Source organism: Pseudoalteromonas sp., from assembly GCF_018402495.1.
Lineage (GTDB): Bacteria > Pseudomonadota > Gammaproteobacteria > Enterobacterales > Alteromonadaceae > Pseudoalteromonas.
In genome coordinates this window covers 158392-181200 of record NZ_JAGYIU010000005.1, presented here as the reverse complement: position 1 = coordinate 181200, position 22809 = coordinate 158392, and the positions used below count along the sequence as shown (strand labels likewise).

Genomic DNA, 22809 nt, shown 5'->3' with positions numbered 1-22809 from the left:
AATCACTAATTTAATGCAATTGGTATTATTTATTCACGTAGTAAGAGCGATAAACATTACGTTTGTTGTTTTCAGTATGTATGAATAACTTTTGGATAAGTGTATCGGTTACTAATAAAGAATTAAGCTCATTCATCAGGCAGGATTGTTGAAGGGGGAGTTGGCATTTTTTCGCTGCTTTACTAAATGCCATGGCGTTAATATAACCCTCAAAATGAAGACGACTCGGTTTTGTAATGTTGCTCGCTTGCATATCGGCTAAAAACTCAGTACAAAAATTATCTTTACAATTTAGTGGGTTTGGAACAATCTCCGTTACCATAATATTTGATGGTGAGTTTACTTCATCAAATAAATCAAAGCTGGGTACAAACGAGACGCTAGTGTATTCAGGATTAAACCCTTGCTTTTGGGCGCTATTAATAAACTCAGAGAGTGGTTCATAAGTGCCGACTAAACAGATTGCCGTAACCCCGCTTAATTTTAAGGTATTAAGTGCCGACTCCACATCATGGCTATTGCGTTTGTAGCGAGCAACTATTGCAGGTGTAAGGTTATATTTAGCGAGTGCTTCTCTTAGTCCTGATTCTACATATAAACCAAATTCGTCAGCCTGTATAAACAGTCCTATCTTAGTATGCTTATGCTCTTCAACGAGGTATTTGATTTGTTCTTGCGCTTCATCGTTATAGCTTGCTCGTAAGTTAAATGCTTTAACTGACGGTTTTTCACGTAGAAAGCTCGCCCCGCTAAAAGGCATTAAGAACGGAATTTTTGATTGTTCTAGTAAAGGTATAATTGCATGGCTGGTTGGGGTACCCATGGCACCAAACAGGGCATCCACTTTATTTGTGTAAATAAACTCACGTGTATTATGAACGGTTTGCTCTGGTTCATAGTGATCGTCAGCAACTAAAAGTAGCACCTTAGCGCCATTAATGCCGCCAGCGTTATTAACTTTGTCAAAATAAACGCTGCTACCTTTATGTAACTGTTGGCCAATATTTTTTGCAGGGCCAGTCAGTGCAGTAGACATGCCCAGTTTAATTACTTTGTCGTTGGTTTGCTCGGCATGCACGAAAGTTTGCCCAAGCACTAATGCTATAAGGACAATGTTAAGGTTTACTATTATGCGAAATGCGCTCATACCAATTATTTACAGCCTTTTTAAATAATGTATTAAATGACTTTGTGCCATTCAAACCTAACTGACTTTGGATATTTTTCGGTGTCCAATTTTGTAATACTAGTCTAATAAAAACAGATTGGAAATTATCGTCATCGGTTGGCAAGCTATACGGCAATGCCCAAAAACGTCGCCAGAGTAATGGTTTTATATTAAAAAGCTGGTAGTCACTTGCTAACATAGATTTTAATCTTGATTGTTCAGCTATGCTATAAGTATGAGTATTAAAGCAGGAGACAATTTTTGCGACTAGTTGATAATCAAGCTGGCTATAATGATCAAGTAGTTGTAAAGGGAAATCGGCCTCAAGTTGGGTTATTAATTGTTTTAGAAGGGGATCGTTGCTATTTAAGCTTTTAACTACTAATGCACTATGCTCGCCCGTTGCTTTATCTTTTTGAAAACCGAGTTTAACTAAATTAAAGCCATTATTTTGCCAAAAACTGAGTAATTGCGCATTGCCGCCAAAGCTGGCTCCAAACCAATCACACTCGCTTTGCAATTGTTGTTCACAGTATTGAAGTAACTGTGTGCCTATTTTTTTGTTGTGATGCTGTGGATCAACGGCAATACGCACCACGCGGGCGCAGTGTTGTTTTAAAACGTTAGCATTAAAACTCAATTGTGCTAACGTTTGCGCCATTAAGTGACCTTGAGGCCTGCGTTTACCTTGAATGACTTCATCGCTCAAGGGTGTATTAAACCCTCCCTCAATTGCAACTAAACATACGCCAAGAATATTATCGTCTTGCTGGCAAACATATAAATGTTGTTCAGTGGCATCTAATAAATGGCGTAAGTCATTTACACTGGTTTGATAATGCGCCAATGTCAGTAATCCAATAACTTGGCGAAGTAGTAACTCGTTGCTTGCAAGTTGAGTTGCTTGTATGTACTTAAACTCTATAGGAGTTGTATTTAAACTGGTACTATGATGCTCTGCATCTAAGGCTAATAGCGTGCAAATGTGCCGCTCTAAAGGATCATGTTTTGCAAAGCGAATAGGCTGCTCAAGAGTCATACTGCGCATATTTTTAAAATGCGTTTTAAGGTAGCGAGTAAACTTTAAAATATAGCCGCGACCATTGCCTTCATAGCCAACCATGGTGCTTGAAAATACCACGCGTGGATAAAGGTGGAGTAGTTTTATGAGCATTGGAACAGGGATTGCTGCCGCTTCATCAATTAATAGCAAGTCACACTCGGGCTGTTCGTTAAGTAGTTGATCAGGCGCAATATATTGCATGTTTGCAATGCATTTATTGCCTGTTTGATACTCTAAATTAAGTGCGTTTGCTAAATGTTTAAAGCTGCTGTGCAATGCGCGAAATTGCATAGAGCTGATGAGGATTTTTTTATCGCTGAGCTCGCTTGCGGCAATCCCTAATGCCGCTGATTTACCCCGCCCCCGATCAGCATTAATCAATAATGGTCTATTTGCGCGTCCGTTTGCCGTTTTTATTATTAATTCAACACATTGTTGTTGTTCGGTGAAATCTATTGTACCTGTTGATGAATCAATATCGGTAAGAGTAACCCAGCCATCTTGTTGATTAAAATGTAATAAGGAGGCGTTGCTCAGTAGGTGCTTTAAGCGTTGATTAAAAAAGCTGTATTGATGCGCTTGTCCAAATGATTGAAATAATGGCAGCGCAGGATCGCACCAATGTTCAAGTGATTCGAGCGTTGGAAGTAATATAATTAAAAATCCACCTGCTTGCACGACGCCACTGAGCGCAGCAAGTTTATCTGGCACCAATCCACTGTAGCCATCGTAAACAGCATGGGCGCACTCTTGCCCTAAAATTTGATGGGTATGTTCTGGCCAATCGGCATTAACTAAATTTGTATTTTTAGAAAGAACAAAAGAGGGTTGCTGTAATTGAGCAAGCAGCTGAGTGCATTGCTCATAACACCAATTTTTATCGCCTGTAAGCAACAGTAACTGACGATGTTTAGCATTCGCTAGTTGCTGCTGCACACGCTCTATAACGCGGTTAAACGGCTTGTAGTCTTGCATACGCTGTTACTAACCACTTACTGCCTAAGTCGTCAAAGTTAACTTGTACACGAGACTGTGCGCCACTGCCTTCGTAGTTGAGCACGGTTCCAATGCCAAATTTTGCATGTAGCACCCGTTGACCTAAATTAAATCCGCTTTCTTCAAAGGCGGCATGGCTAACCGATGCGCTAAATCGACCAGCTGCTGGCGGGCGAGAAACCTGAGTTTTAATGCGAATTTCTTCTACGCAGTCTTCGGGTATTTCTCGTAAAAAGCGTGATGGGCTGTGATATTTTTCTTGGCCATATAAGCGTCGGCTTTCAGCATGGCTAATATATAGCTTATCCATGGCACGGGTCATACCTACATAACAAAGACGGCGTTCTTCTTCTAAGCGGCCCGTTTCTTCATTGCTTTGTTGAGATGGGAACATGCCCTCTTCAACACCCACCATAAATACCAGCGGAAACTCTAAGCCTTTAGCTGAGTGAAGCGTCATCATTTGTACCGCATCTTCATGTTCATCGGCTTGCCCTTCACCTGATTCAAGCGAGGTGTAGGCTAAAAAGCCTTGTAGTGGTGAACTAAACTCTTCTTCTTCAGGGAGTTCATATTGATCGCAGGCGCTAATTAATTCTTCTAAGTTTTCTACCCGAGCACGGCCTTTTTCACCTTTTTCAGCCTGATACATAGCCATTAACCCTGAGGTTTGAATCGCATATTTAGCTTGCTCATGCAGCGTTAAGTCACTAATTTTATCTTCAATATGTTCAATTAACTCAACAAACTTGGCAACCGCCCCTGATGCTCGCCCTGATAAATGCTGTTGCTCTACAATGGCTTTAGCAGCATACCAAAGCGGCAGAGATTCAGCACGAGCGCAGTCACGAATGTGACTTAATGTTTTATCGCCAATGCCACGGGCGGGGGTGTTAATCACACGTTCAAATGCGGCATCATCTTGACGATTTCCTACCAAGCGTAAGTATGAGAGGGCATCTTTAATTTCTTGGCGTTCGAAGAATCGCATACCGCCATAAATTCGGTATTTAAGTCCTTCTTGTAGCATCGCTTCTTCAAGTACCCGCGATTGCGCATTACTACGATATAAAATAGCCGCATCTTGAAGTGCGTTACCCGCATTAAGCCAGCTACGTAATTTGCTACTCACAAAGCGTGCTTCATCTAGCTCATTAAAAGCAGCATAAATAGAAATAGGTTCACCGTCGTTACCGTCGGTCCATAAACTTTTACCCATTCGCTCGGAGTTATTTTGAATTAACGCGTTTGAGGCTTTAAGAATAGTGGCAGTCGAGCGATAGTTTTGCTCAAGGCGAATCGTCTCTGCGTCAAAATCGGTTAAAAAGCGTTTGATATTTTCAATTTTAGCGCCACGCCAACCGTAAATACTTTGGTCATCATCGCCTACAATCATGATACTGCTGGTATCGCCCGCAAGTAATTTTAACCATGCATACTGAATCGTGTTGGTATCTTGAAACTCGTCTACTAGCATGTGCGCAAAGCGTTGCTGGTAATGACGCAGCAAGGTTGGGTTATTTTTAAGAACCTCATAGCTACGTAGTAATATTTCTGCAAAATCAACAAGGCCAGCTCTATCGCAAGCTTCTTGATAGGCGGCGTAAACGCGCAGCATCATTTGCTCGTTAATATCGTATGCCTGAATATCTTTAGGGCGCAGAGCTTCGTCTTTTTTAGCGCTTATGTACCAGCCAAACTGCTTTGCTGGCCATTTTTTATCATCAATATTCATCGATTTTAATAAGCGCTTGATCATACGAAGCTGATCGTCAGAGTCTAAAATTTGAAAGGCTTCTGGTAAGTTTGCTTCACGGTGATGTGCACGCAAAATTCGGTGCGATAAACCATGGAAAGTACCAATCCACATACCGCCTACAGGGGCTTTTAATGTTTCTTCAACCCGTGAGCGCATTTCTTTAGCGGCTTTATTAGTAAAGGTTACCGCAAAAATACTAAAGGCAGAGGCTTGCTCTACTTGCATTAACCAGGCAATACGATGGACCAATACTCGAGTTTTACCTGAACCTGCTCCTGCTAATACCAGCATGTTTTGTAATGGCGCTGCAACGGCATCGCGTTGTTTATCATTTAAGCCATCGAGTAATTCTGAAACGTCCATCGTTACGCCTTTTTAATCAATAATGAGAGCAGTATAACAGGTGTTTTTGTTAGGCTAAATAAAATACTGTTTTTATAAACAGCTATTTATAAAATATGTATTTAAGTTGTTGAATAGTTGAAAGTATAAACTGAGCAAGTAACTAAAATAGCTATTTACAATTGCTAATTTGACTTATTTTTGGCAAATAATACTAAAGCGATAAATTCGTAATAATTTAACTGTATGATTTGTAAGCCTTAATAAATTGGCATAAAGTGTGTAAGTATAACTAATAAGTACAAATACAAAATTAATTAAACTACAGAGGTTAGTATGTCTCAACAAGGTTCTGGCGGTAACGTAATCGCAGCATTATGTAATATTTTTTTCCCCGGTTTAGGGCAGTTGGTGCAGGGCCGTATTTTAGCGGCACTTGTTTTTGCAATTCTGGTTTTTGGCGGTTATGCGCTATGGTTTTTAGTTGTGCCAGCCGTAATCGGTGCCGTGTTCCATTTATGGGCAATTATTGATGCTGCACGCTATCGCTCAGGCGGTTAGCTAATTGATGATGCTAAATAGCGCCTTATGGCGCTATTTTTGTATCTGGCTTTCATTATTCATAGCTGATTAGGTTATAATCTGTTGCATTAGCAGTACTGGAATAAAGTTATGGAATACCAATTCATTCGCGATCCTATTAGTGGGTTAAGAATTAAAATTAGCAGCGAGCACGCGATTATAGGCCGCTGGTTAAATGAAGAAATAGGCAAAGATAAAGTGGCGATGGTGCAGGCACTTATTAGCTCGGTCAGTTCAAGCTTTGAGCCGGTAACACTTAAAGGCCAAGAAATTGACCTCATTCTTTCTAAAGATGAAGCGTTATTTGAAGCGCATGCGCTTTATCAAGATAACGAAGATATATTAGCCTACCAAGATGACGAACTCATGCTTGAAGAGAATGATTTAAGCAGTGGTTGTGGTTTTGAAGACTTTGTTGACCTGATCAACTCATGGCATGAGTTTACGGCTGGTCGTTAAGTTATATTATCTGTATTATTACCCTAACTATAAATCCAACAGTGGAATCAATATGTCTGCCAATTTAAACAAACTAGTTGTTATGCTAGAAATGCAAAATGCCATGAATACCAAAGTACATGAGCAATGGTTTAGTCAAGGCTTTGAGTGGTATAGAGCGATTTGGGTTGAATGTGCAGAAATGCTGGATCATTACGGTTGGAAATGGTGGAAAAAACAAACCCCAGATACTGAACAAGTAATTTTAGAGTTAGTTGATATTTTCCATTTTGGTTTATCGCTACGTATTGACGGTAAAACCAGCTACGAGCAAATCGCGACACAACTACAAACTGAGCTAAATGCACCACTGCAAGGTGATGATTTTAAACAAACGTTAGAGTTATTAGCGGCCAGTGCGGTTGCTAATAAAACCTTTAATGCAGCGGCTTTTGCTGGTTGTATGGCGCAAATCGGAATGGATATTGATGATTTATACCGAGGCTATGTGGGTAAAAATACACTGAATTTCTTCCGTCAAGATCATGGCTATAAAGAGGGTAGCTACATTAAAGTGTGGCATGGCCAAGAAGATAACGAACATTTAGTAGAAGTCGTTAAAAGCCTTGATATTGAACATGCAGATTTTGCAAAACAGGTATATCAAGGCTTAGTAGCGCGTTACCCTCAGGGCGAATGAGCCAGGGTCTGTTGACCTTTGCGGATTACAATTTGTTCAAACTAGGGGCGGTTTAATCGCGACGCGAGGTTTGTAACCTAGTGGGCTAAGTAAAAACCGAGCAAAGCTTCCGCGTCCTGCTCACGCCCCTTACCTACATCCATGTAGGCAACAAAGAGTAAATCGCTCCTAGGCAGAACCCTTCGGGCAGCGCCTGTTTGGCATTGATGCTGCGTTATCGCCTATTTATGGGGAATAACCACACCACATAGGCTCTGCCTTGCCTAAATACCAAACAGACTGCTGCAAATTTAACCTTGAAAGATCAACAGACCCTAAATAAGCTTACGGTAATCGGTTATGCTTAAGTAGTCGGTTATTTCGTTATGGGGTTGCTGGCTATTCGGATTAGCAACCGCAAGTAAATGCTCAATGCCGTATTCTCGTGCGGCATGTAATACTGGTAAACTGTCATCTACAAATAAAGTGCGGCGTTTATCAAACCCCAAGTCCCCTTGCACTTTATGCCACAAGCTTTGTTGCTCTTTACTTACCCCATATTCATGTGTTGACACCACCCCGTCTAAGTAGTTATCAATGGCGGTATGTTCAAATTTGAGCATGACGCATTCAGGATGAGCATTAGTCAGTAAAATGAGTTCTTTACCTGCACGTCGAAGTTCAGTTAAAAAATGCGGAACGTCTTCACGAATTTTGATTAAGTGGGCAGACTGGCGCTTTAGTTCGAGAATAGGTAAGTTTAGCTGTGCTTCCCAATAGTCAGAGCAGTACCACTGAATTTTGCCGCTGACAGCCTGATAGCGATTTAAGATATCAGCGCGGGCTTCATCAAGACTGATATTTTGAGCTAAAGCATGTTGTTGTGGCACAACATTGAGCCAAAAATCGGTATCGTAATGCAAATCGAGTAAAGTACCATCCAGATCGAGTAATACAGTGTCGATTTTTGACCAGTTGAGCATGATGTATCCTTGTGATAATTGCCTGTTTAAATAACTAAATTGCGATGAGACTAAATCATTTAAGCACTGTTAATTAGATTACAAATAAGCGAGAGTCATTTGCTCAATTAAATTGCTTTTAATTCAAACTGAAACTCGCATCTTATACTCATTTGGGTATATGATTAGTATAACTGCAATGATAGCAAATTGATGCCCATGACACAGAAAAAGCACCCAACACCACCACAAATTCTCAGTAATAATGTTGTCGCTAAAAGTCGCTTATTTACTGTGGAGTGTTTAGAACTAAAATTTTCAAATAATGAAGAGCGTCAGTATGAGCGAATTCGCGGTGGTGGCCGTGGAGCCGTTATGATTGTGCCTATAACGGCTGATAACGAATTGCTGTTAGTGCGTGAATATTGTGCAGGCACTAATGACTATCAGTTAGGGTTTCCTAAGGGATTGATTGACCCAGGTGAAACACCTGAGCAAGCGGCAAACCGAGAGCTAAAAGAAGAAATTGGCTTTGGTGCACAATACTTTGAAGCACTTAAAACGGTCACTATGGCACCTAGCTATTTTAACGCCACTATGCATATTCTTTTTGCCAAAAATTTATATCCTGAAACCCTATTAGGTGATGAACCTGAGCCATTAGTGCTTGTTAAATGGCCACTTGCGCAGTGGCAGTCGCTATTAGAGCAGCCTGACTTTACTGAGGCGCGCAGTGTTGCTGCTTTGCTATTATTAGATAAGTATTTAGCCTTGGGAGTGACGAATGGATAAATTACTTGAACCATGCATAACACTTGCTCAGAGTGCAGGTGATGCAATTATGGCTATTTATAAAAAAGATGATATTGGTCAACAAGAAAAATCAGACAATACGCCAGTTACTAAAGCAGATTTAGCCGCAAACGATGTACTTGTTGCTGGCTTAAAAGCGCTAGCTCCCGATATTCCTATTATGTCCGAAGAAACGCCCATTCCAGCATTGGAAGACAGGCAGCACTGGCAACGCTATTGGCTGCTTGACCCAATGGATGGCACCGGTGAATTTATATTAGAAAGCGGCGACTTTGCCGTTAATATTGCGCTGATAGAAAATAATCATCCTGTATTGGGAGTGATTCATTGGCCAGCAAAAGGCGTGACCTATTTTGCTACCGCTAATAATGGGGCGTTTAAGCGTAAAGGCGAGCATGATAAACAAATATTTGTAGCGCCTCCCGAAAGTTTAACTTTGGCTGTAAGTCGCCGTCAAAAAATAGAAGCAGTTAGTCAGTATCTAAATGCGCAATTTGCAACGGTGGCTTTAGGTTCGTGTTCACTTAAGGCTTGTATTGTTGCTGAGGGTAAAGCGGATTGCTTTTTAAGAATTGGCCCTACAGGTGAGTGGGACACAGGGGCATCACAAGTAATAGTTGAAGAAGCGGGGGGCTGTATTACTGACGCTGAGTTTAATCCTTTAACGTACAATCAGCGCGAAAGCACAGAAAACCCTGACTTTATTGTAATGGGACACCCCGATTGGGAATGGCAAAAAATGATAAGCCCACATCAACGCTTACTATAACAATTGCTGTTTGATGGGTTTTTGTTCACTTGAACGTTTTTAATTAGTAAAACCTTGCATTATAAGTTTATTCCTATATTATAGCGCTCTCTTCGGAACAGGGTTGTGAATAACACAATGCTGTTACAAAGAAATTTCAGGCGCGGGATAAAGCAGAATGATAAATCATTCGCCAGACTGCTTAAACCTGAAGTCGAAGATCGTCGGTTAAAATCCGGCTCTGAGACTCTAAACATACAGGCGCGGGATGGAGCAGCCTGGTAGCTCGTCGGGCTCATAACCCGAAGGTCGTCGGTTCAAATCCGGCTCCCGCAACCAATTTTTTATTAAAATTTGGTGCCATAGGTAGTTTTAAAAGGTCGTCGGTTCACTCTTCACCTTCACAGCTCCCGCAACCAATTTCCTTTAGAGGTTTGAGGTTACTGTAAACTCTAACTTAAGAGATTAAATTAAGTAGTCGATAGACTTAAAATATACAGGCGCGGGATGGAGCAGCCTGGTAGCTCGTCGGGCTCATAACCCGAAGGTCGTCGGTTCAAATCCGGCTCCCGCAACCAATTTTTTATTAAAATTTGGTGCAATAGGTAGTTTTAAAAGGTCGTCGGTTCACTCTTCACCTTCACAGCTCCCGCAACCAATTTTTTATTAAAATTTGGTGCCATAGGTAGTTTAAAAGGTCGTCGGTTCACTCTTCACCTTCACAGCTCCCGCAACCAATTTCTTTAAGAGGATTGGAAGCTAAGTTGTAATGTAAGCAACTATAAATAAATCTGCAATTTCAGGCGCGGGATGGAGCAGTCTGGTAGCTCGTCGGGCTCATAACCCGAAGGTCGTCGGTTCAAATCCGGCTCCCGCAACCACTGAAATAACATGTTTTATTAAAGCAACACGCTAAAGCGTGTTTTTTTATGCCTGAAATTCAATGAAATGGATAGCTTGTCGGTCTCAGCTCTTCATTAGCCAGCAAAGGTCGTTGGTTCAAATCCGGCTCCCGCAACCACTGAAATAACATGTTTTATTAAAGCAACACGCATAAAGCGTGTTTTTTATGCCTAAAATTCATATTCCCTCACTTTATTTTTAACAGGCATACCTGCTGTTATTGGTGAATATTTAGTATGCTATGCACTAAACTATTTAAAACTTTTTTGTAATCAATATTATGACTGAACTTTATCACTGGTTTGATTTAATCGGCGTTGCGGTATTTGCTATATCAGGCACCTTGGTGGCCTATGAAAAGAAAATGGACGGCTTTGGTGTAGTTGTTCTTGCAACCGTTACGGCTATTGGCGGCGGGACTGTTCGCGATGTAATACTCGATCAGCCCGTATTTTGGTTACACGATCAAAGCTACTTTTATGCTATTTTAGTTGCAGTGCTTGTTACAACACGACTGATCAATAAGCAAAAATCGATTCCTTATTATGTATTGCAAACAGCCGACGCGTTTGGTTTAGCTTTTTTTGCAGTAATGGGTGCACAAAAAGCGCAATTGGCTGGTATGCCCGATATGACAGTTATTATTATGGCGGTGATCACTCCTTGTTTTGGTGGGCTTATTCGCGATGTGCTTGCTCGTGATATTCCTATGCTGCTCAAAGGTGAGTTATATGCTATTACCTGTATTGCTGGTGGTATTGTCTATACGTTAAGTATAAACCTGTCTTTAACGGTAGAAATTGCGATGATTTTAAGTATGTTAATGACCTTATTGCTGCGCTTTTCGGCTATTAGATGGAAGATTATATTGCACGTTTTTAAATATCCTGACTAAACTAGATTAATATAGCCGTTAACAAGGATAAGGAATGTCGTTAGCTCGTATATATTCTCGCGCCCAAGTGGGCATTAATGCTCCCGAGGTTATGGTTGAAGTGCACTTAGGTAATGGTTTACCTGCATTTCATATTGTTGGTTTACCTGAGGCTTCGGTTAAAGAGGCCAAAGATAGAGTCCGTAGTGCCCTTGAGAACTCTCAATTTGGATTTCCCGATCAACGTATTACTGTTAATTTGGCGCCTGCCGATTTACCAAAAGACGGCGGGCGATTTGATCTTGCGATTGCGGTCGGAATTTTGGTCGCATCAGGGCAAATAGTCAGCCCTGATATTCATAAATATGAGTTTTACGGTGAGCTTGCACTCAATGGTGAAATACGTGCGGTGAATGCTATTTTGCCTTCAGTGCTCGCAGCTAAAGAGCAAAACCGTTGCTGTTTTCTTCCTTTTGAAAACGACAGTTTGGCCAGCCTTGTCAGTGGTGTAAAACGAAAAGCGGTTAGTTCCATACAAGAGGTGTGGGGGGATTTACTTAATCAACAACCTTTACCGCTGAATATTGCTTATCCTGATTGCACCCAAGCACCTGATTTTTTTATGGATTTAAGTGATGTTAAAGGTCAACCTGGGGCTAAACGTGTATTAGAAATTGCCGCCGCAGGTGGACATAATCTATTGTTTTTAGGGCCTCCAGGAACCGGTAAATCAATGCTTGCACAGCGTATGTCTACGATAATGCCAACCATGTCAGATGATGAAGCCATTGAAACTGCCGCATTATATTCTATTATTGGGCATTCGATAGATTTAACTAATTGGCGTCAGCGACCATTTAGAAATCCACATCATACGTGCTCAGCTGTTGCTTTAGTGGGAGGCTCGTCTAACCCAAAACCAGGCGAAATATCGCTCGCGCACAACGGGGTGTTATTTTTAGATGAACTCCCTGAATTTGAGCGCAAAGTGCTGGACTCACTTCGTGAGCCTATGGAAACCGGAACCGTGACTATTTCGCGTGCTGCAAGGCAAATGGAATTTCCAGCGCAGTTTCAGCTTATTGCGGCACTTAACCCCAGTCCAACCGGTTGTCACCATGATAAGCGAGCAACACCTGATCAAGTAATGCGTTACTTGTCACGTGTATCGGGGCCGTTCATCGACAGGATTGATTTGCAAATTGAACTACCTAGGCTAAGTAGCGTAGAGCTACAAAGTACCACTGCAGAAGAAACCAGCGCTGAAGTAAGAGCGCGGGTAGAGGCCGCTTATGCCATACAACTTAAGCGCCAAGGTAAAGTAAATGCGCGGCTCAATAACAAAGAAATGAACTTACATTGTGAGTTGCCCCCTGCAGAGCTGCAGTTTTTAGCTAGAGCCAGTGAAAAGCTTTCGTTATCGCCGCGTTCTTATCATAGGGTAATTAAAGTGGCGCGTACTATTAGTGATTTAAATGCAGCACCACAAATCAGTTTAAATGAGTTAAAAGAAGCGCTTAATTATCGCGCGTTTGAGCGTTTATTATCGCAGCTGACCCAATACTAAATAGACAGCATATAGCCTTTACCACGAACAGTGACGATGCGTTTTTGATCTTTCTCATCGTTAAGCTTTTTACGTAAACGACCCACTAACACGTCTACTTAAGATAACTCTGAATATGAGTCGACACGAAAACTGTTGGAATAATGCTGCAATGAAGGGGGTTTCTAGAAGCCTTAATATAGAATTGATGCCAAAGATTGGGTATGAGAATTTTTAAAAAGCTAAATATAGCGTGTGTAATTATATCAACAGGTATTACAATAACGTTTGACCACATCTTTATAATGCTGGTTTGGCACCAAATCAATTTGAGATTAGATACAAATACTCTAATATTAGTTGACCACTACAAAACCTCATGTTTATCAGTGCTTAAACTAAAATAAGCAATATAAAGTTTATTCATCACAATTCCTTCCTAAATACAGCTATCACCACATATTGTGTTTTTATATAGTTAAATTTATTTCATTTTTGAATTACAACCAATTGAAGATAAAAGAATAAACATTATACTGTATTGTTAATACAGCAAGGAGGATAAATGGAATCTATTAAGAATATTATATTTAGGCATGTAACAGACGCTGATTTTTATAACATGTATAAGCCTAAAGGGAGTGAGGAGAAAGGAGGAGGGCAGAGTTATATTGACTTTCCTACTAAGGGGGTCTCAGTTGATGATTGGGGCATATTTTTCAATCAGGTCAATAATGTCAAAAAAGGTACTGTTACTAATGGTCCTAGCTGGGATACGAAAGTTCAGAGTGTAGGGATTGAAGGGGTACAAAACCTAAGAGTTTATCAGCGCAGAAAGCAAACTATTTGTGTTGCTAATCAAAAATTAAATTCAAGTAGAAGCAATAGAGTTGTTTCATGGCATCCATCTCATGGGTTTCCTCAACCAGTTGATAATACTCACTCAAGTCAATGTCCTAAAGGGTTAACTATTTATTTTGCCTCTACCTATGAAGGCAATATTTGGGCAGGCTGGTTTATCAATGATGGTGTTGCCGACCTACCGACAAATTCACAGAATTTAGAACTGTTTGGAGATTTATTGAGCCAAGAGTATGAACGTGGCCGTTCTGCGCTCTTGTCATTTAATGAGGGTGAATTGTTTTTAGATGCGGCTAATATGGAATTACCTTTTATTATCAATAATGGAGAGGCTTATAACGTTGAACATGATGATGAAGATTTAAGCAAACAAGAGTCAGATAAACTATTTGATGAGGATCTAACTTCATTTGATGGTACACAGCAAGAAGATAAAGAGGTTCTACTTAAATTAAAAGCGAGAAACGTGAAGCTAGTAAATGTGCTGAAAAAACTATATGAGCATAAATGCCAAATTACAGGAGAGCAGTTTGTGTTTCAAAAGAAGAATGGCATCAACTACACCGAAGCACATCATCTTATTCCTTTGGGACTAGGCGGCGCTGATAATCCTAGAAACTTAGTAGTTTTAAGTCCAATGCTCCACAAAATGTTGCACTATGCAGATGTTGATGAAATTAATTTAGATAAAATTTCGATAGACGAGGAAGGAAATGGGTACTTAGATATTGGTATTAATGATATGAATTATACTATTTGGTGGCACCCTGAGCACGCGAGGTTTTTTGTTTAAAATGTTAAGACTCAGCTAATATTGAATATTGTTTAGTTGAGTCTGAACTCCTTTATCCCTATTAAGTTCTTAATAATATTAGATATTCAGCTAGAGTGTTATTTAGTTTACTATTATTGCTTTTAAAGCGTTTATGCTCAAAAGTTTCAATAGTTAATTCTCCTAATGGTTCTAGCAACTCTTTAAAATCTTTAACGCTTAGAAGCCCATCTTCGCTATAGCTGATCAAAAATTTATTACAATTAATCGAACCTATTATTTTTCGAAATGAATCTCTTATTTTTGTTTTAGTACAAAAGTTTGAATATTGATCTCTCCATGGCCTTAGTCCACTTACGCCAATTGCTTCAGGTTCATCCCCTCGAGCGAGTGTTTCTAAAATGTGATAATTTGCAGCGTATTGTCTTTTCATATATGGGGGGTCAATATAACAGAGGTCGCATGTAATTTCCGATGATACTTGTTCTGCATACCCTTGTTTCACTATATGTGCACTAGAGTTACTTCTTATTATTATATCTTCGCATTCCAAGGTAATAGGTGCTTCAGCCCTTTTTACAGTTTTGGACATATAATGCCCATAGGTTCCTGCGATATTGGCTACATCGTTGGCCGCCATTATTAAGCTATGTAGTAAAAGTGAATACTCTTGGTTATTGATAAAGTGATTCGCTAAAAGGTACTCGATTCGTTTTCTAATGCCATCTATTTTCATGGCATTTTCAGGTGTAAAGTAATTTCTAGGCTTTTCAGTATGATTAGGTTCACCTTCAACTGAAAACTCTCTCCAAAAATATCCTTTCTCTACAGGTGATTCATTTAAATAATCAATAACAGCTTGATACGGCGTATTAGATACAGTTAGTTGTTCTGTTTGAAATAATGTACCTGCTAATGAAAAGGTAGGCTCTGCATCAAATTTTAGACCTGTTATTGCATGATGATATGAGTAAGTCATTAAATCATTAGCAATAACGTTAAAGCCTTGATTAGCTAGCTCAATTGCTACTGTCCCTGTACCGGTCATTAAATCACAAACTGTTGAGTTTTTTGGAACTAGCTTTGAAATTTTGCCAGTAATTATATCGATTATTTTCGACTTTGAGCCAATATACCTGTGCCCCATTTATTCAGTACCCCTAAAAATTTGTTCAATACTAACTCTTTTTAAGGCTTGAATTGGTTTAAGATTCTCCGCCGTTTTTAACATGGCATATTTTTTTTCATAGTCAGCTCTGGTAAATCCGTATATTTTAGAAACTAGTAGCTCAATTTTTGCGTCTAAAGTAACAGGAATTTCTTTGTAGTTTGAGATTAATTTTTTCAATTCAACCGCTAATGGATCGATAAACTTTTTATTTTCAATATATTTTTCCAGCAAATTTGGGACAGGTAAATTAAGTAACTGAGATTGCGTAAGGTATGGATGTGATTTCCACTCAATTTCCCCTCCACTCATCGCTATAAAGAAAAATACAGCTCTAGAACAAAGGATCATCAACAGGAACTCAATAGGAATTGAATTCTGTATTTTTTCTCTGACTTTAAAAATGTAGACTACTTGATTTGTCATAGCTTCAGAATAATCAATAGTGGCTGAAACTCCTAATCCAGTTTTCCTAACGACGATTTTATGCTCTAGGTATGTTTTAGGATCTTTATATTTGATGCCAGTTTTTGAATCATCTATAAATAGTTGACCAGAGCAACAATAACGGGTTATATGTTCACCCACGATTATTTTTTTCCCCTTAACGGTGGGACTTATGATGCAATCAATTTCACAAGAAGAGATTAAGTTTTCATGGCCACAATGCTTGCAAGTAAATCCATCTTTTTTACTTACAAGAGGTTGCCAATAGTTGCAATTAACACAGTTAATCACATTTCCTTTTTTGGACAACTCCACCCCTCTTGTTGAGGTCAAATAATCACCTATCTTTTTTGGAAAGTTTTTAAATGATTTATATAAATCCTCATGTTGTGGGACTAGCTCAAGGTTAAATTGATAATTATTATTTTCTAAAAATCGTTTTTGTTTTATGTTTAATTTCGATAACTTCTCCTCCAATGAGAATGAAGATTCATTACTTAAAATCCTATCTCTAGAGTTTTTAACTAACCTTAAGCATTCAACCTCATGGTTAAGGTTAGGATTTGCTTTTTGACAAATAATTACGGCACATGCTCTGTTAACACCCTTGAATAATTTCTCACCAAACCGACCTAAAAACAAAATATTGCATTTTGACAGTAACATCTTCCTGAGATTATCCCTTTCCAAGGCAAATATTGAATCTGGTATGATGAATGCTATGATTCCGTTTTCTTTGACTATAGACAACGACGCTTCTATGAATAGATCTGATGTATCAGCCTGCCGAGTCATTAGTTCAAACTGATTTAGTTTCAACTTTTCTTTATAGGACTGAGTGCAAGCTCCCCATGGAGGGTTGGCGATTATAATATCAAAAGAGCTGGGAAAGTTTTTGTTTGATACTAATTTTTTCCATCCTTCTAAAAAGCTAAGACCATTCGGTACCAAGAAGTTGTCATTTACAATATTTTTTCCGAAGTGTGAACTTGACGCTTTAACCGCCTCAGCGTCTAGATCTATACCGAAGAGCTGTGAAGTCCCATTTGTACTTTTATAAATTTCTTTTAATAATTCACCATCACCGCAGGCAGGATCTAACACTGATGTGTTCTTAGTGAAAGGTCCATTTATTTTTTCGTAATAGTTCTTAGTTTTATCAGCGATATATTTTGCAAATGAGGACGGTGTATACACGGCGCCCAGTACTTTTTTCTTATTCATAGAGTGTTACTTTTTAAGTTATTCGCTGATTATTTTAATATAAGTAAGTTTAGCTGTATATAAATACAGTCATAGTTTAATCTATACTTTCTTCAATTCTTAAAACTAGTTTGTATGGTTTTATATGTAAGACATTACCAATTTTAAATATGGTAGTAAGTGTAGGTTGTCTTTTTCCTCTTTCTAACATCGAAACATAAGTCCTATCAAGCCCACACAATTCAGCCAGCTTTTCCTGAGACAAACCTTTTTCTTTTCTAAGTTGTTTTAAAACCTGACCAAAAGCCTCAATTAAATTCAAAGTGTTATTCCGAGTTGGCATCGAGTATAACTCTATTGTATATGTGATAAATACTTTACGGACTATAGTCTACAGTAGTTGAAGAGAGATTTAAATGGGTGTTAACTGAATTTAGCTCCTATTGAGCAGTGTGGAGCTACAAAGTACCACTGCAGAAGAAACCAGCGCTGAAGTAAGAGCGCGGGTAGAGGCCGCTTATGCCATACAACTTAAGCGCCAAGGTAAAGTAAATGCGCGGCTCAATAACAAAGAAATGAACTTACATTGTGAGTTGCCCCCTGCAGAGCTGCAGTTTTTAGCTAGAGCCAGTGAAAAGCTTTCGTTATCGCCGCGTTCTTATCATAGGGTAATTAAAGTGGCGCGTACTATTAGTGATTTAAATGCAGCACCACAAATCAGTTTAAATGAGTTAAAAGAAGCGCTTAATTATCGCGCGTTTGAGCGTTTATTATCGCAGCTGACCCAATACTAAATAGACAGCATATAGCCTTTACCACGAACAGTGACGATGCGTTTTTGATCTTTCTCATCGTTAAGCTTTTTACGCAAACGCCCAATTAATACATCCACGGTTCGGTCGTTTGGGCTTCTGTCAGGTTGGCCAATCTTTTGCGATATTTTCTCACGTGAAGTAGCTTTACCGGCATTACTGATTAAACAAATAAGCACTTTGTGCTCTGCTTCTGTGAGTCGTGATTCAATCCCGCTGGTTGTAATGAGTGTGCGGTTATCTGGATGGAGTTTAAAATCGGCGTATTCAATAAACTCTTCACTGTCATCGTCGCTATGATTGCTTGCAACACGTTTGTATAAAGCACGCATTCTTAACTCTAGCTCGAGCAAGTCAACGGGCTTGCAAATATAGTCATCGGCACCTTGAGCAAGGCCCGTAATTCGGTCAGCCTGTGAATCACGGCTCGATAATAAAATAACACCAATATCGGTGAGGGTATTTAACTCTTTGGCAAGCTGTAAACCATCGCGCTTTGGCAGCACAATATCAATAATTGCTAAAGAGATAGCATTGCGTTGATTTACACGGCGTTTAACAATACTTAAAGCATCGGCACCCGTCGGGTCAACGTCAATAGAAAACTCGGTATTTATAAAATGATTTAGGATACGCTTTACTAGCAGTTCGTCATCCTCAACCAATAAAACATTAATTGCCATAGTCTATTATTTTTTTAGTTGCAGCTTTGCATATTAGCATTATTCGCTGCTTGTATAATACAGAGAACGCTGTTTTTAGGTAACATCATATTACGAATTAGTATAATAACATTACCTGAGTAATGCGCACTTTCGCTTAATTGAAAAAGTGCGCATTTTTGCTGGTTAATTTTTATACATTGAGTCCCACCATTGCGGTTCATTTTTTAGCTTTTTGTCGAAGTATGCCAGCATGGTGTTCCACCAGTTAAAACGTTTATCGCGAGCAAATATCTGATGATCAGCGCCTTTATACTCAATCATTTCAACATCTTTATTAAGCAGTTTTAGCGCGGTGTACATAGTTAAGCTTTCACCTACTGGCACATTAGTATCGCTGTCACCATGAATAAGCAGTAATGGTGTGGTTACTTTATCGGCATGAAACACTGGGCTATGTTGGCTATAAAGTTCAGCGTTATTCCACGGGAAACTATTTTTAGACGCTTCGCCTGAGTATAAATACCCCCACCATCCTTCACCCCAATAAGCGGTTAAATTTGAAATACCGGCATGGGCAATAGACGCGCTGAACATATCGGTTTTAGTGGCAAGTAACATAGTCATAAAGCCACCATAAGATGCGCCTAAGTTGCCAACTTTGCTACTGTCTACAAAATCATAGTTAGCTAAAAATGCCTTAGTGCCTTCAATAATATCATCGGCAGTATAATCACCCCAAGCGTTAACATGTTGTGCTGAAAATTGTTGGCCAAAGCCCGTTGCACCAGTTGGTTGTACAACATAAACCACATAGCCATTTGCTGCCCATAAATTAAAAGGATAACGCCCTGTAAATCCTCGAGTCACAGGCGACGTGCCACCATAATAATAGACAAGAGCAGGGTACTTTTTCGTTTTATCTAGATTATTTGGTAAATAAACACGGCCTGATATTTCTACGCCACGCTTATTGGTAAAGTTAAATTCTTCAAGCGCAGGAATAGCCGTATTGGCATACGCAATGGGGTTGGAATCCCAAATCAACTCCACCTTATTTTTACTTATATCAAAGCGCTTGAGTTGTTGAGCGCTCGATGCACTAGTGCCACTGAGTAATAGCTGGGTATTGCGCGTATTTGAATAACTAAACTGCTCTACAATATCAAATCCTGTATCTAACTTTTTAAAGCGTTGTTTACTCAGATCATATAAATACAGTGGTTGGGTGTCTTTTTCTGTGACTTTGATTAACGCATCGCCATTGCTTAGCACTTCTAATGTGCCAATCGCAGGATCAAATTGCTGACTTAATGCCGTTACTTTTTTTGCATTATCGGTGAGTAAATACAATTGGCCATCATAATTATTCGCTAGCATGGTTTGCGGTAGTACTCTGCCTGCGCCATTTTTAAAATCAGGGCCTGCAACAACATAAATATTGTTTGCAGCATATTTAGCTTGATTAAAGATTTTAAACTTACCTAATGATTTTATGTTGTTAGACTTTAACGTCAGTTCAACCAACTCTGTTTCTGGGTGAGTTGAAGCTTGCATAGCCATTACTGGGCGACTCATTAATAGCTTTCCTCGGTTGCTGTTAACATCTTCAAGGCGATGACTTAACACGCCCTCAGTTAGGGCTTTGGTTAAACCACTTTGGGTATCTAGTAAATATAATTGGCTAACCGTACGGGCGTAAGACCAACGGTCTTGCAAGCCTTTATGATGTTTAGTGAGGCTATTGGTTTCTTCAGGTGATTTAGACCAGCTAAATACAATACTATTATCGTTGTAATAGCTAAAGTTGCTTGCCCCCTCAAGGCCTGAGGCTAAGGTTTTTATAGCTAAAGTTTTACGGTTTAACTGCTTTAATTCGCCGTTGAGCAAATAGACTAAAAATTGGTTATCAGGGCTCCAAGTAAATTGACTAGGCTGTGCTGACTCAAATCGGTATACCGTTTGGTTGTTCGTATTTTTAAGCTCGGTTGTGGTAATGGCGTCATTGCCTGTTTTATCGCTGTAGTGCTTTGTTGTACTTAAGTAATGCTTAGCATCAGGCGACAAAGACAACTTGCTAATAGTCGGGGCGTCAAACAATTGCTTAGCCGATAAACGCTTGGTTTTATGTGTCGTTAGAGTCACGACGTCAGTTTCTGCTTTTGGCACAAACTCTAAGGTAACATCATTCCAATTAGCAACCTGTTGAGCAATGACGATAACGGTATGTGAGCCGTTGTTTAAAGCAAGCGGATAGCGTTGCTTGTCACCACTTTGTTTCTCACCGTTAATAAAAACCTGGCCTTGCTCTATTCCTTTAATGTTTAAGGAGCCTTGAGTAAATCGGTTAGTTTCAATATTAAATTTAAGTGCTTGTAAGCCACCTAAAGTAAGTGCGTTAACTTTATCAAGTGGTTGCCACTTATGTTTTTTACCAAATACAACAAAGCTTTCTTTATTCGATTCAAGTTGTGCAAGTAGATTATTGATAACCACGTCGCCATACGGTGTTTGAAATGGCTTTGCTTGCATGTCTTCTGCAAGTGGGCCAATAAACTGAATTTTTGATTGATCTAGTTGCTTGGCTAATGTCGTTAAACTCACACTACTTAATGTTAATAAGGTAGCCAAGTAAATAAAACTTCTTGCGTAACGATGCCAAAATGCGCTTAAATTCATTGTAATGCCTATTATTATTTAGAGTTTGGCCAAATATAGCATGTATTGTTATATATCCAATATAGAGGAAAAAAAGTGACACTATTAATCGTTTACATGGTGGTTGCGATTGTAATTTCGTTTCTGTGTTCAATTATGGAAGCGGTATTGTTAAGCATTTCGCCCAGCTATGTTGCGTTACTTCGCAAAGAGCGCCCAGTGCTAGCTAAACAACTTGAAAAGTTGAAAAGTAATATTGATCAGCCATTAGCGGCCATTTTAACGCTTAATACCGTTGCGCATACTGCCGGTGCCGCTGGCGTTGGCGCGCAAGCTGCTGTGGTGTTTTCAGATGCAGCTGTGGGGATTGCATCTGCGATTATGACTTTATTAGTGCTGGTGTTATCTGAAATTATTCCAAAAACGCTGGGTGCTAATTATTGGCGTGCTTTAACGCCTAGTGTGACTTATGGTTTACGTATTTTGGTACTAGTACTTAAGCCGTTTGTTTGGGCCGCACAAAAGCTAACTAATTTGATGGGGCAAAAGCATAATGAGGCCTATTATATTCGCCAAGAAATAGAAGCAATGGCCGACATTGGTAGTGAGTCTGGAGCGCTTCATGCTGATGAATCAGAAATTATTCGTAATTTGCTACATTTTAGACACGCCAAACTAACCGACTTAATGACACCGCGTACGGTCATTTTTAAAATACATAAAGATCTCACTGTTAATCAATATCTCAATGAACATGGCTCATCAGCGTTTTCTCGGGTATTAATTTTTGATAAAGACGCAGATGATATTATTGGTTTTGTACATAAAAACGATATTATGCTGGCGTATCACCGACTAGGCACTGACTATAAAATTAGCAAGCTGGTTAAGCCTATTTATACGGTATCGAGCACGCAAAATGTGTCGTCGTTATTGCAAACATTATTAACACAGCGAACACATATTAGTTTAGTTGTTGATGAATACGGAGATGTACAAGGAATTGTAACGCTTGAAGATATGATAGAAGCATTAATGGGGTTAGAGATTGTTGATGAGCGAGATCAATCGACCAATATGCGCGCCGTGGCAAAACAGCGTTGGCGTCAGCGCTTAGCCAATAGTGTTCATATAGTTAGTGATGATGACAAACATTCCACCGATTAGTATTCTTAGTTAACTTAAACGCAGACATGCCATTAAGGGGCAAGCAGCCCCTGATGACATTAACAATATTTATTTAGACTAATCTGTTTAGATATGAAGCCTATTTTAATGATAATAAAATTATTCTATAGCTAGGCAAAGTTTTTGATATCTAGCTGTTTTAGATGAAAATTTCAATCATGTTAT

Annotated in this window: 18 protein-coding genes, 3 tRNA genes and 2 pseudogenes; 13 read left to right on the top strand and 10 right to left on the bottom strand. The window is 39.4% G+C overall.

All coding sequences use genetic code 11. The features are described 5' to 3' along the window. Positions 1–25: 25 nt before the first annotated feature. From KG708_RS15920 to uvrD, 3 genes are read right to left on the bottom strand one after another with little or no spacing between them, the layout of a single operon-like run. Positions 26–1147, bottom strand: coding sequence for an ABC transporter substrate-binding protein (locus tag KG708_RS15920; protein WP_213611397.1), 1122 nt, complete (start codon positions 1145–1147; stop codon positions 26–28). Further along, positions 1116–3206 carry a GNAT family N-acetyltransferase gene (locus KG708_RS15915; RefSeq protein ID WP_213611396.1) on the bottom strand — a complete coding sequence of 697 codons (2091 nt, stop codon included), beginning with the start codon at positions 3204–3206 and terminating at the stop codon, positions 1116–1118. The genes KG708_RS15920 and KG708_RS15915 overlap by 32 nt, the downstream gene beginning before the upstream one ends. Next, complete coding sequence (gene uvrD / locus KG708_RS15910; RefSeq protein WP_213611395.1) at positions 3184–5349, bottom strand: DNA helicase II; 2166 nt, start codon at positions 5347–5349, stop codon at positions 3184–3186. Before uvrD ends, KG708_RS15915 begins: the two co-directional genes overlap by 23 nt. 315 nt (positions 5350–5664) lie before the next feature. Here uvrD and KG708_RS15905 point away from each other — a divergent pair, with 315 nt between their 5' ends. The 3 genes from KG708_RS15905 to KG708_RS15895 all read left to right on the top strand — a co-directional run bounded on the left by KG708_RS15905 (position 5665) and on the right by KG708_RS15895 (position 7048). Then, entirely contained in the window at positions 5665–5889 is a 225-nt protein-coding gene (locus KG708_RS15905) for a hypothetical protein (protein ID WP_013463755.1), read from the top strand. Between the two features lie 111 nt (positions 5890–6000). Next, positions 6001–6369 (top strand): YacL family protein, encoded by a 369-nt coding sequence (locus tag KG708_RS15900; protein WP_213611393.1) that lies wholly within the window; start codon positions 6001–6003, stop codon positions 6367–6369. 52 nt (positions 6370–6421) lie between these two features. Next, positions 6422–7048: a dUTP diphosphatase gene (locus KG708_RS15895; protein ID WP_213611391.1), complete on the top strand. Its 627-nt coding sequence runs from the start codon at positions 6422–6424 to the stop codon at positions 7046–7048. A 314-nt stretch (positions 7049–7362) separates the two neighbouring features. On the opposite strand, the gene yrfG is transcribed toward KG708_RS15895, so the two are convergent. Continuing rightward, entirely contained in the window at positions 7363–8010 is a 648-nt protein-coding gene (gene yrfG / locus KG708_RS15890; protein WP_213611389.1) for a GMP/IMP nucleotidase, read from the bottom strand. Positions 8011–8208: 198 nt separating this feature from the next. Here yrfG and nudE point away from each other — a divergent pair, with 198 nt between their 5' ends. From nudE to KG708_RS15855, 7 genes are all read left to right on the top strand, one after another. Further along, positions 8209–8781, top strand: a complete 573-nt coding sequence (nudE, locus tag KG708_RS15885; RefSeq protein WP_213611387.1) for an ADP compounds hydrolase NudE — start codon at positions 8209–8211, stop codon at positions 8779–8781. Next, positions 8774–9571, top strand: coding sequence for a 3'(2'),5'-bisphosphate nucleotidase CysQ (gene cysQ, locus KG708_RS15880; RefSeq protein WP_213611385.1), 798 nt, complete (start codon positions 8774–8776; stop codon positions 9569–9571). Before nudE ends, cysQ begins: the two co-directional genes overlap by 8 nt. A gap of 241 nt (positions 9572–9812) precedes the next feature. Then, a tRNA-Met gene (locus KG708_RS15875) sits at positions 9813–9889 on the top strand. 162 nt (positions 9890–10051) lie between these two features. Beyond that, positions 10052–10128 (top strand) — tRNA-Met (locus KG708_RS15870). 226 nt (positions 10129–10354) lie between these two features. Continuing rightward, positions 10355–10431, top strand: a tRNA-Met gene (locus KG708_RS15865). 302 nt (positions 10432–10733) lie between these two features. Further along, a complete protein-coding gene (locus KG708_RS15860; protein WP_213611383.1) occupies positions 10734–11348 on the top strand; it encodes a trimeric intracellular cation channel family protein in 615 nt (204 codons plus the stop codon). A gap of 34 nt (positions 11349–11382) precedes the next feature. Then, positions 11383–12894, top strand: coding sequence for a YifB family Mg chelatase-like AAA ATPase (locus KG708_RS15855; protein WP_213611381.1), 1512 nt, complete (start codon positions 11383–11385; stop codon positions 12892–12894). Here the strand turns inward: KG708_RS15855 and KG708_RS15850 are convergent. Further along, positions 12891–12992: pseudogene (locus KG708_RS15850) on the bottom strand (helix-turn-helix domain-containing protein); the annotation flags it as partial. The gene KG708_RS15855 and the pseudogene KG708_RS15850 overlap by 4 nt on opposite strands. Before the next feature lie 446 nt (positions 12993–13438). Here KG708_RS15850 and KG708_RS15845 point away from each other — a divergent pair. Continuing rightward, a complete protein-coding gene (locus tag KG708_RS15845; protein ID WP_213611379.1) occupies positions 13439–14527 on the top strand; it encodes an HNH endonuclease in 1089 nt (362 codons plus the stop codon). A gap of 61 nt (positions 14528–14588) precedes the next feature. On the opposite strand, the gene KG708_RS15840 is transcribed toward KG708_RS15845, so the two are convergent. The 3 genes from KG708_RS15840 to KG708_RS15830 all read right to left on the bottom strand — a co-directional run bounded on the left by KG708_RS15840 (position 14589) and on the right by KG708_RS15830 (position 17646). After that, entirely contained in the window at positions 14589–15653 is a 1065-nt protein-coding gene (locus KG708_RS15840; protein WP_213611377.1) for a DNA adenine methylase, read from the bottom strand. Then, positions 15654–17345, bottom strand: a complete 1692-nt coding sequence (locus tag KG708_RS15835; RefSeq protein WP_213611375.1) for an N-6 DNA methylase — start codon at positions 17343–17345, stop codon at positions 15654–15656. 76 nt (positions 17346–17421) lie between these two features. Then, entirely contained in the window at positions 17422–17646 is a 225-nt protein-coding gene (locus KG708_RS15830; protein WP_301003465.1) for a helix-turn-helix transcriptional regulator, read from the bottom strand. Between the two features lie 121 nt (positions 17647–17767). On the opposite strand from KG708_RS15830, the pseudogene KG708_RS15825 reads away from it, so the two are divergent. Beyond that, positions 17768–18118 (top strand): annotated as a pseudogene (locus KG708_RS15825) (competence protein ComM); the annotation flags it as partial. Here the strand turns inward: KG708_RS15825 and KG708_RS15820 are convergent. Both KG708_RS15820 and KG708_RS15815 read right to left on the bottom strand, forming a co-directional pair. Next, entirely contained in the window at positions 18115–18819 is a 705-nt protein-coding gene (locus KG708_RS15820) for a response regulator transcription factor (protein ID WP_213611370.1), read from the bottom strand. The pseudogene KG708_RS15825 and the gene KG708_RS15820 sit on opposite strands and share 4 nt — an antisense overlap. A 165-nt stretch (positions 18820–18984) precedes the next feature. Continuing rightward, positions 18985–21477: a prolyl oligopeptidase family serine peptidase gene (locus tag KG708_RS15815; protein ID WP_213611368.1), complete on the bottom strand. Its 2493-nt coding sequence runs from the start codon at positions 21475–21477 to the stop codon at positions 18985–18987. Between the two features lie 75 nt (positions 21478–21552). On the opposite strand from KG708_RS15815, the gene KG708_RS15810 reads away from it, so the two are divergent. Next, positions 21553–22623: a CNNM domain-containing protein gene (locus tag KG708_RS15810; protein WP_213611366.1), complete on the top strand. Its 1071-nt coding sequence runs from the start codon at positions 21553–21555 to the stop codon at positions 22621–22623. The last annotated feature ends 186 nt before the right edge of the window (positions 22624–22809 follow it).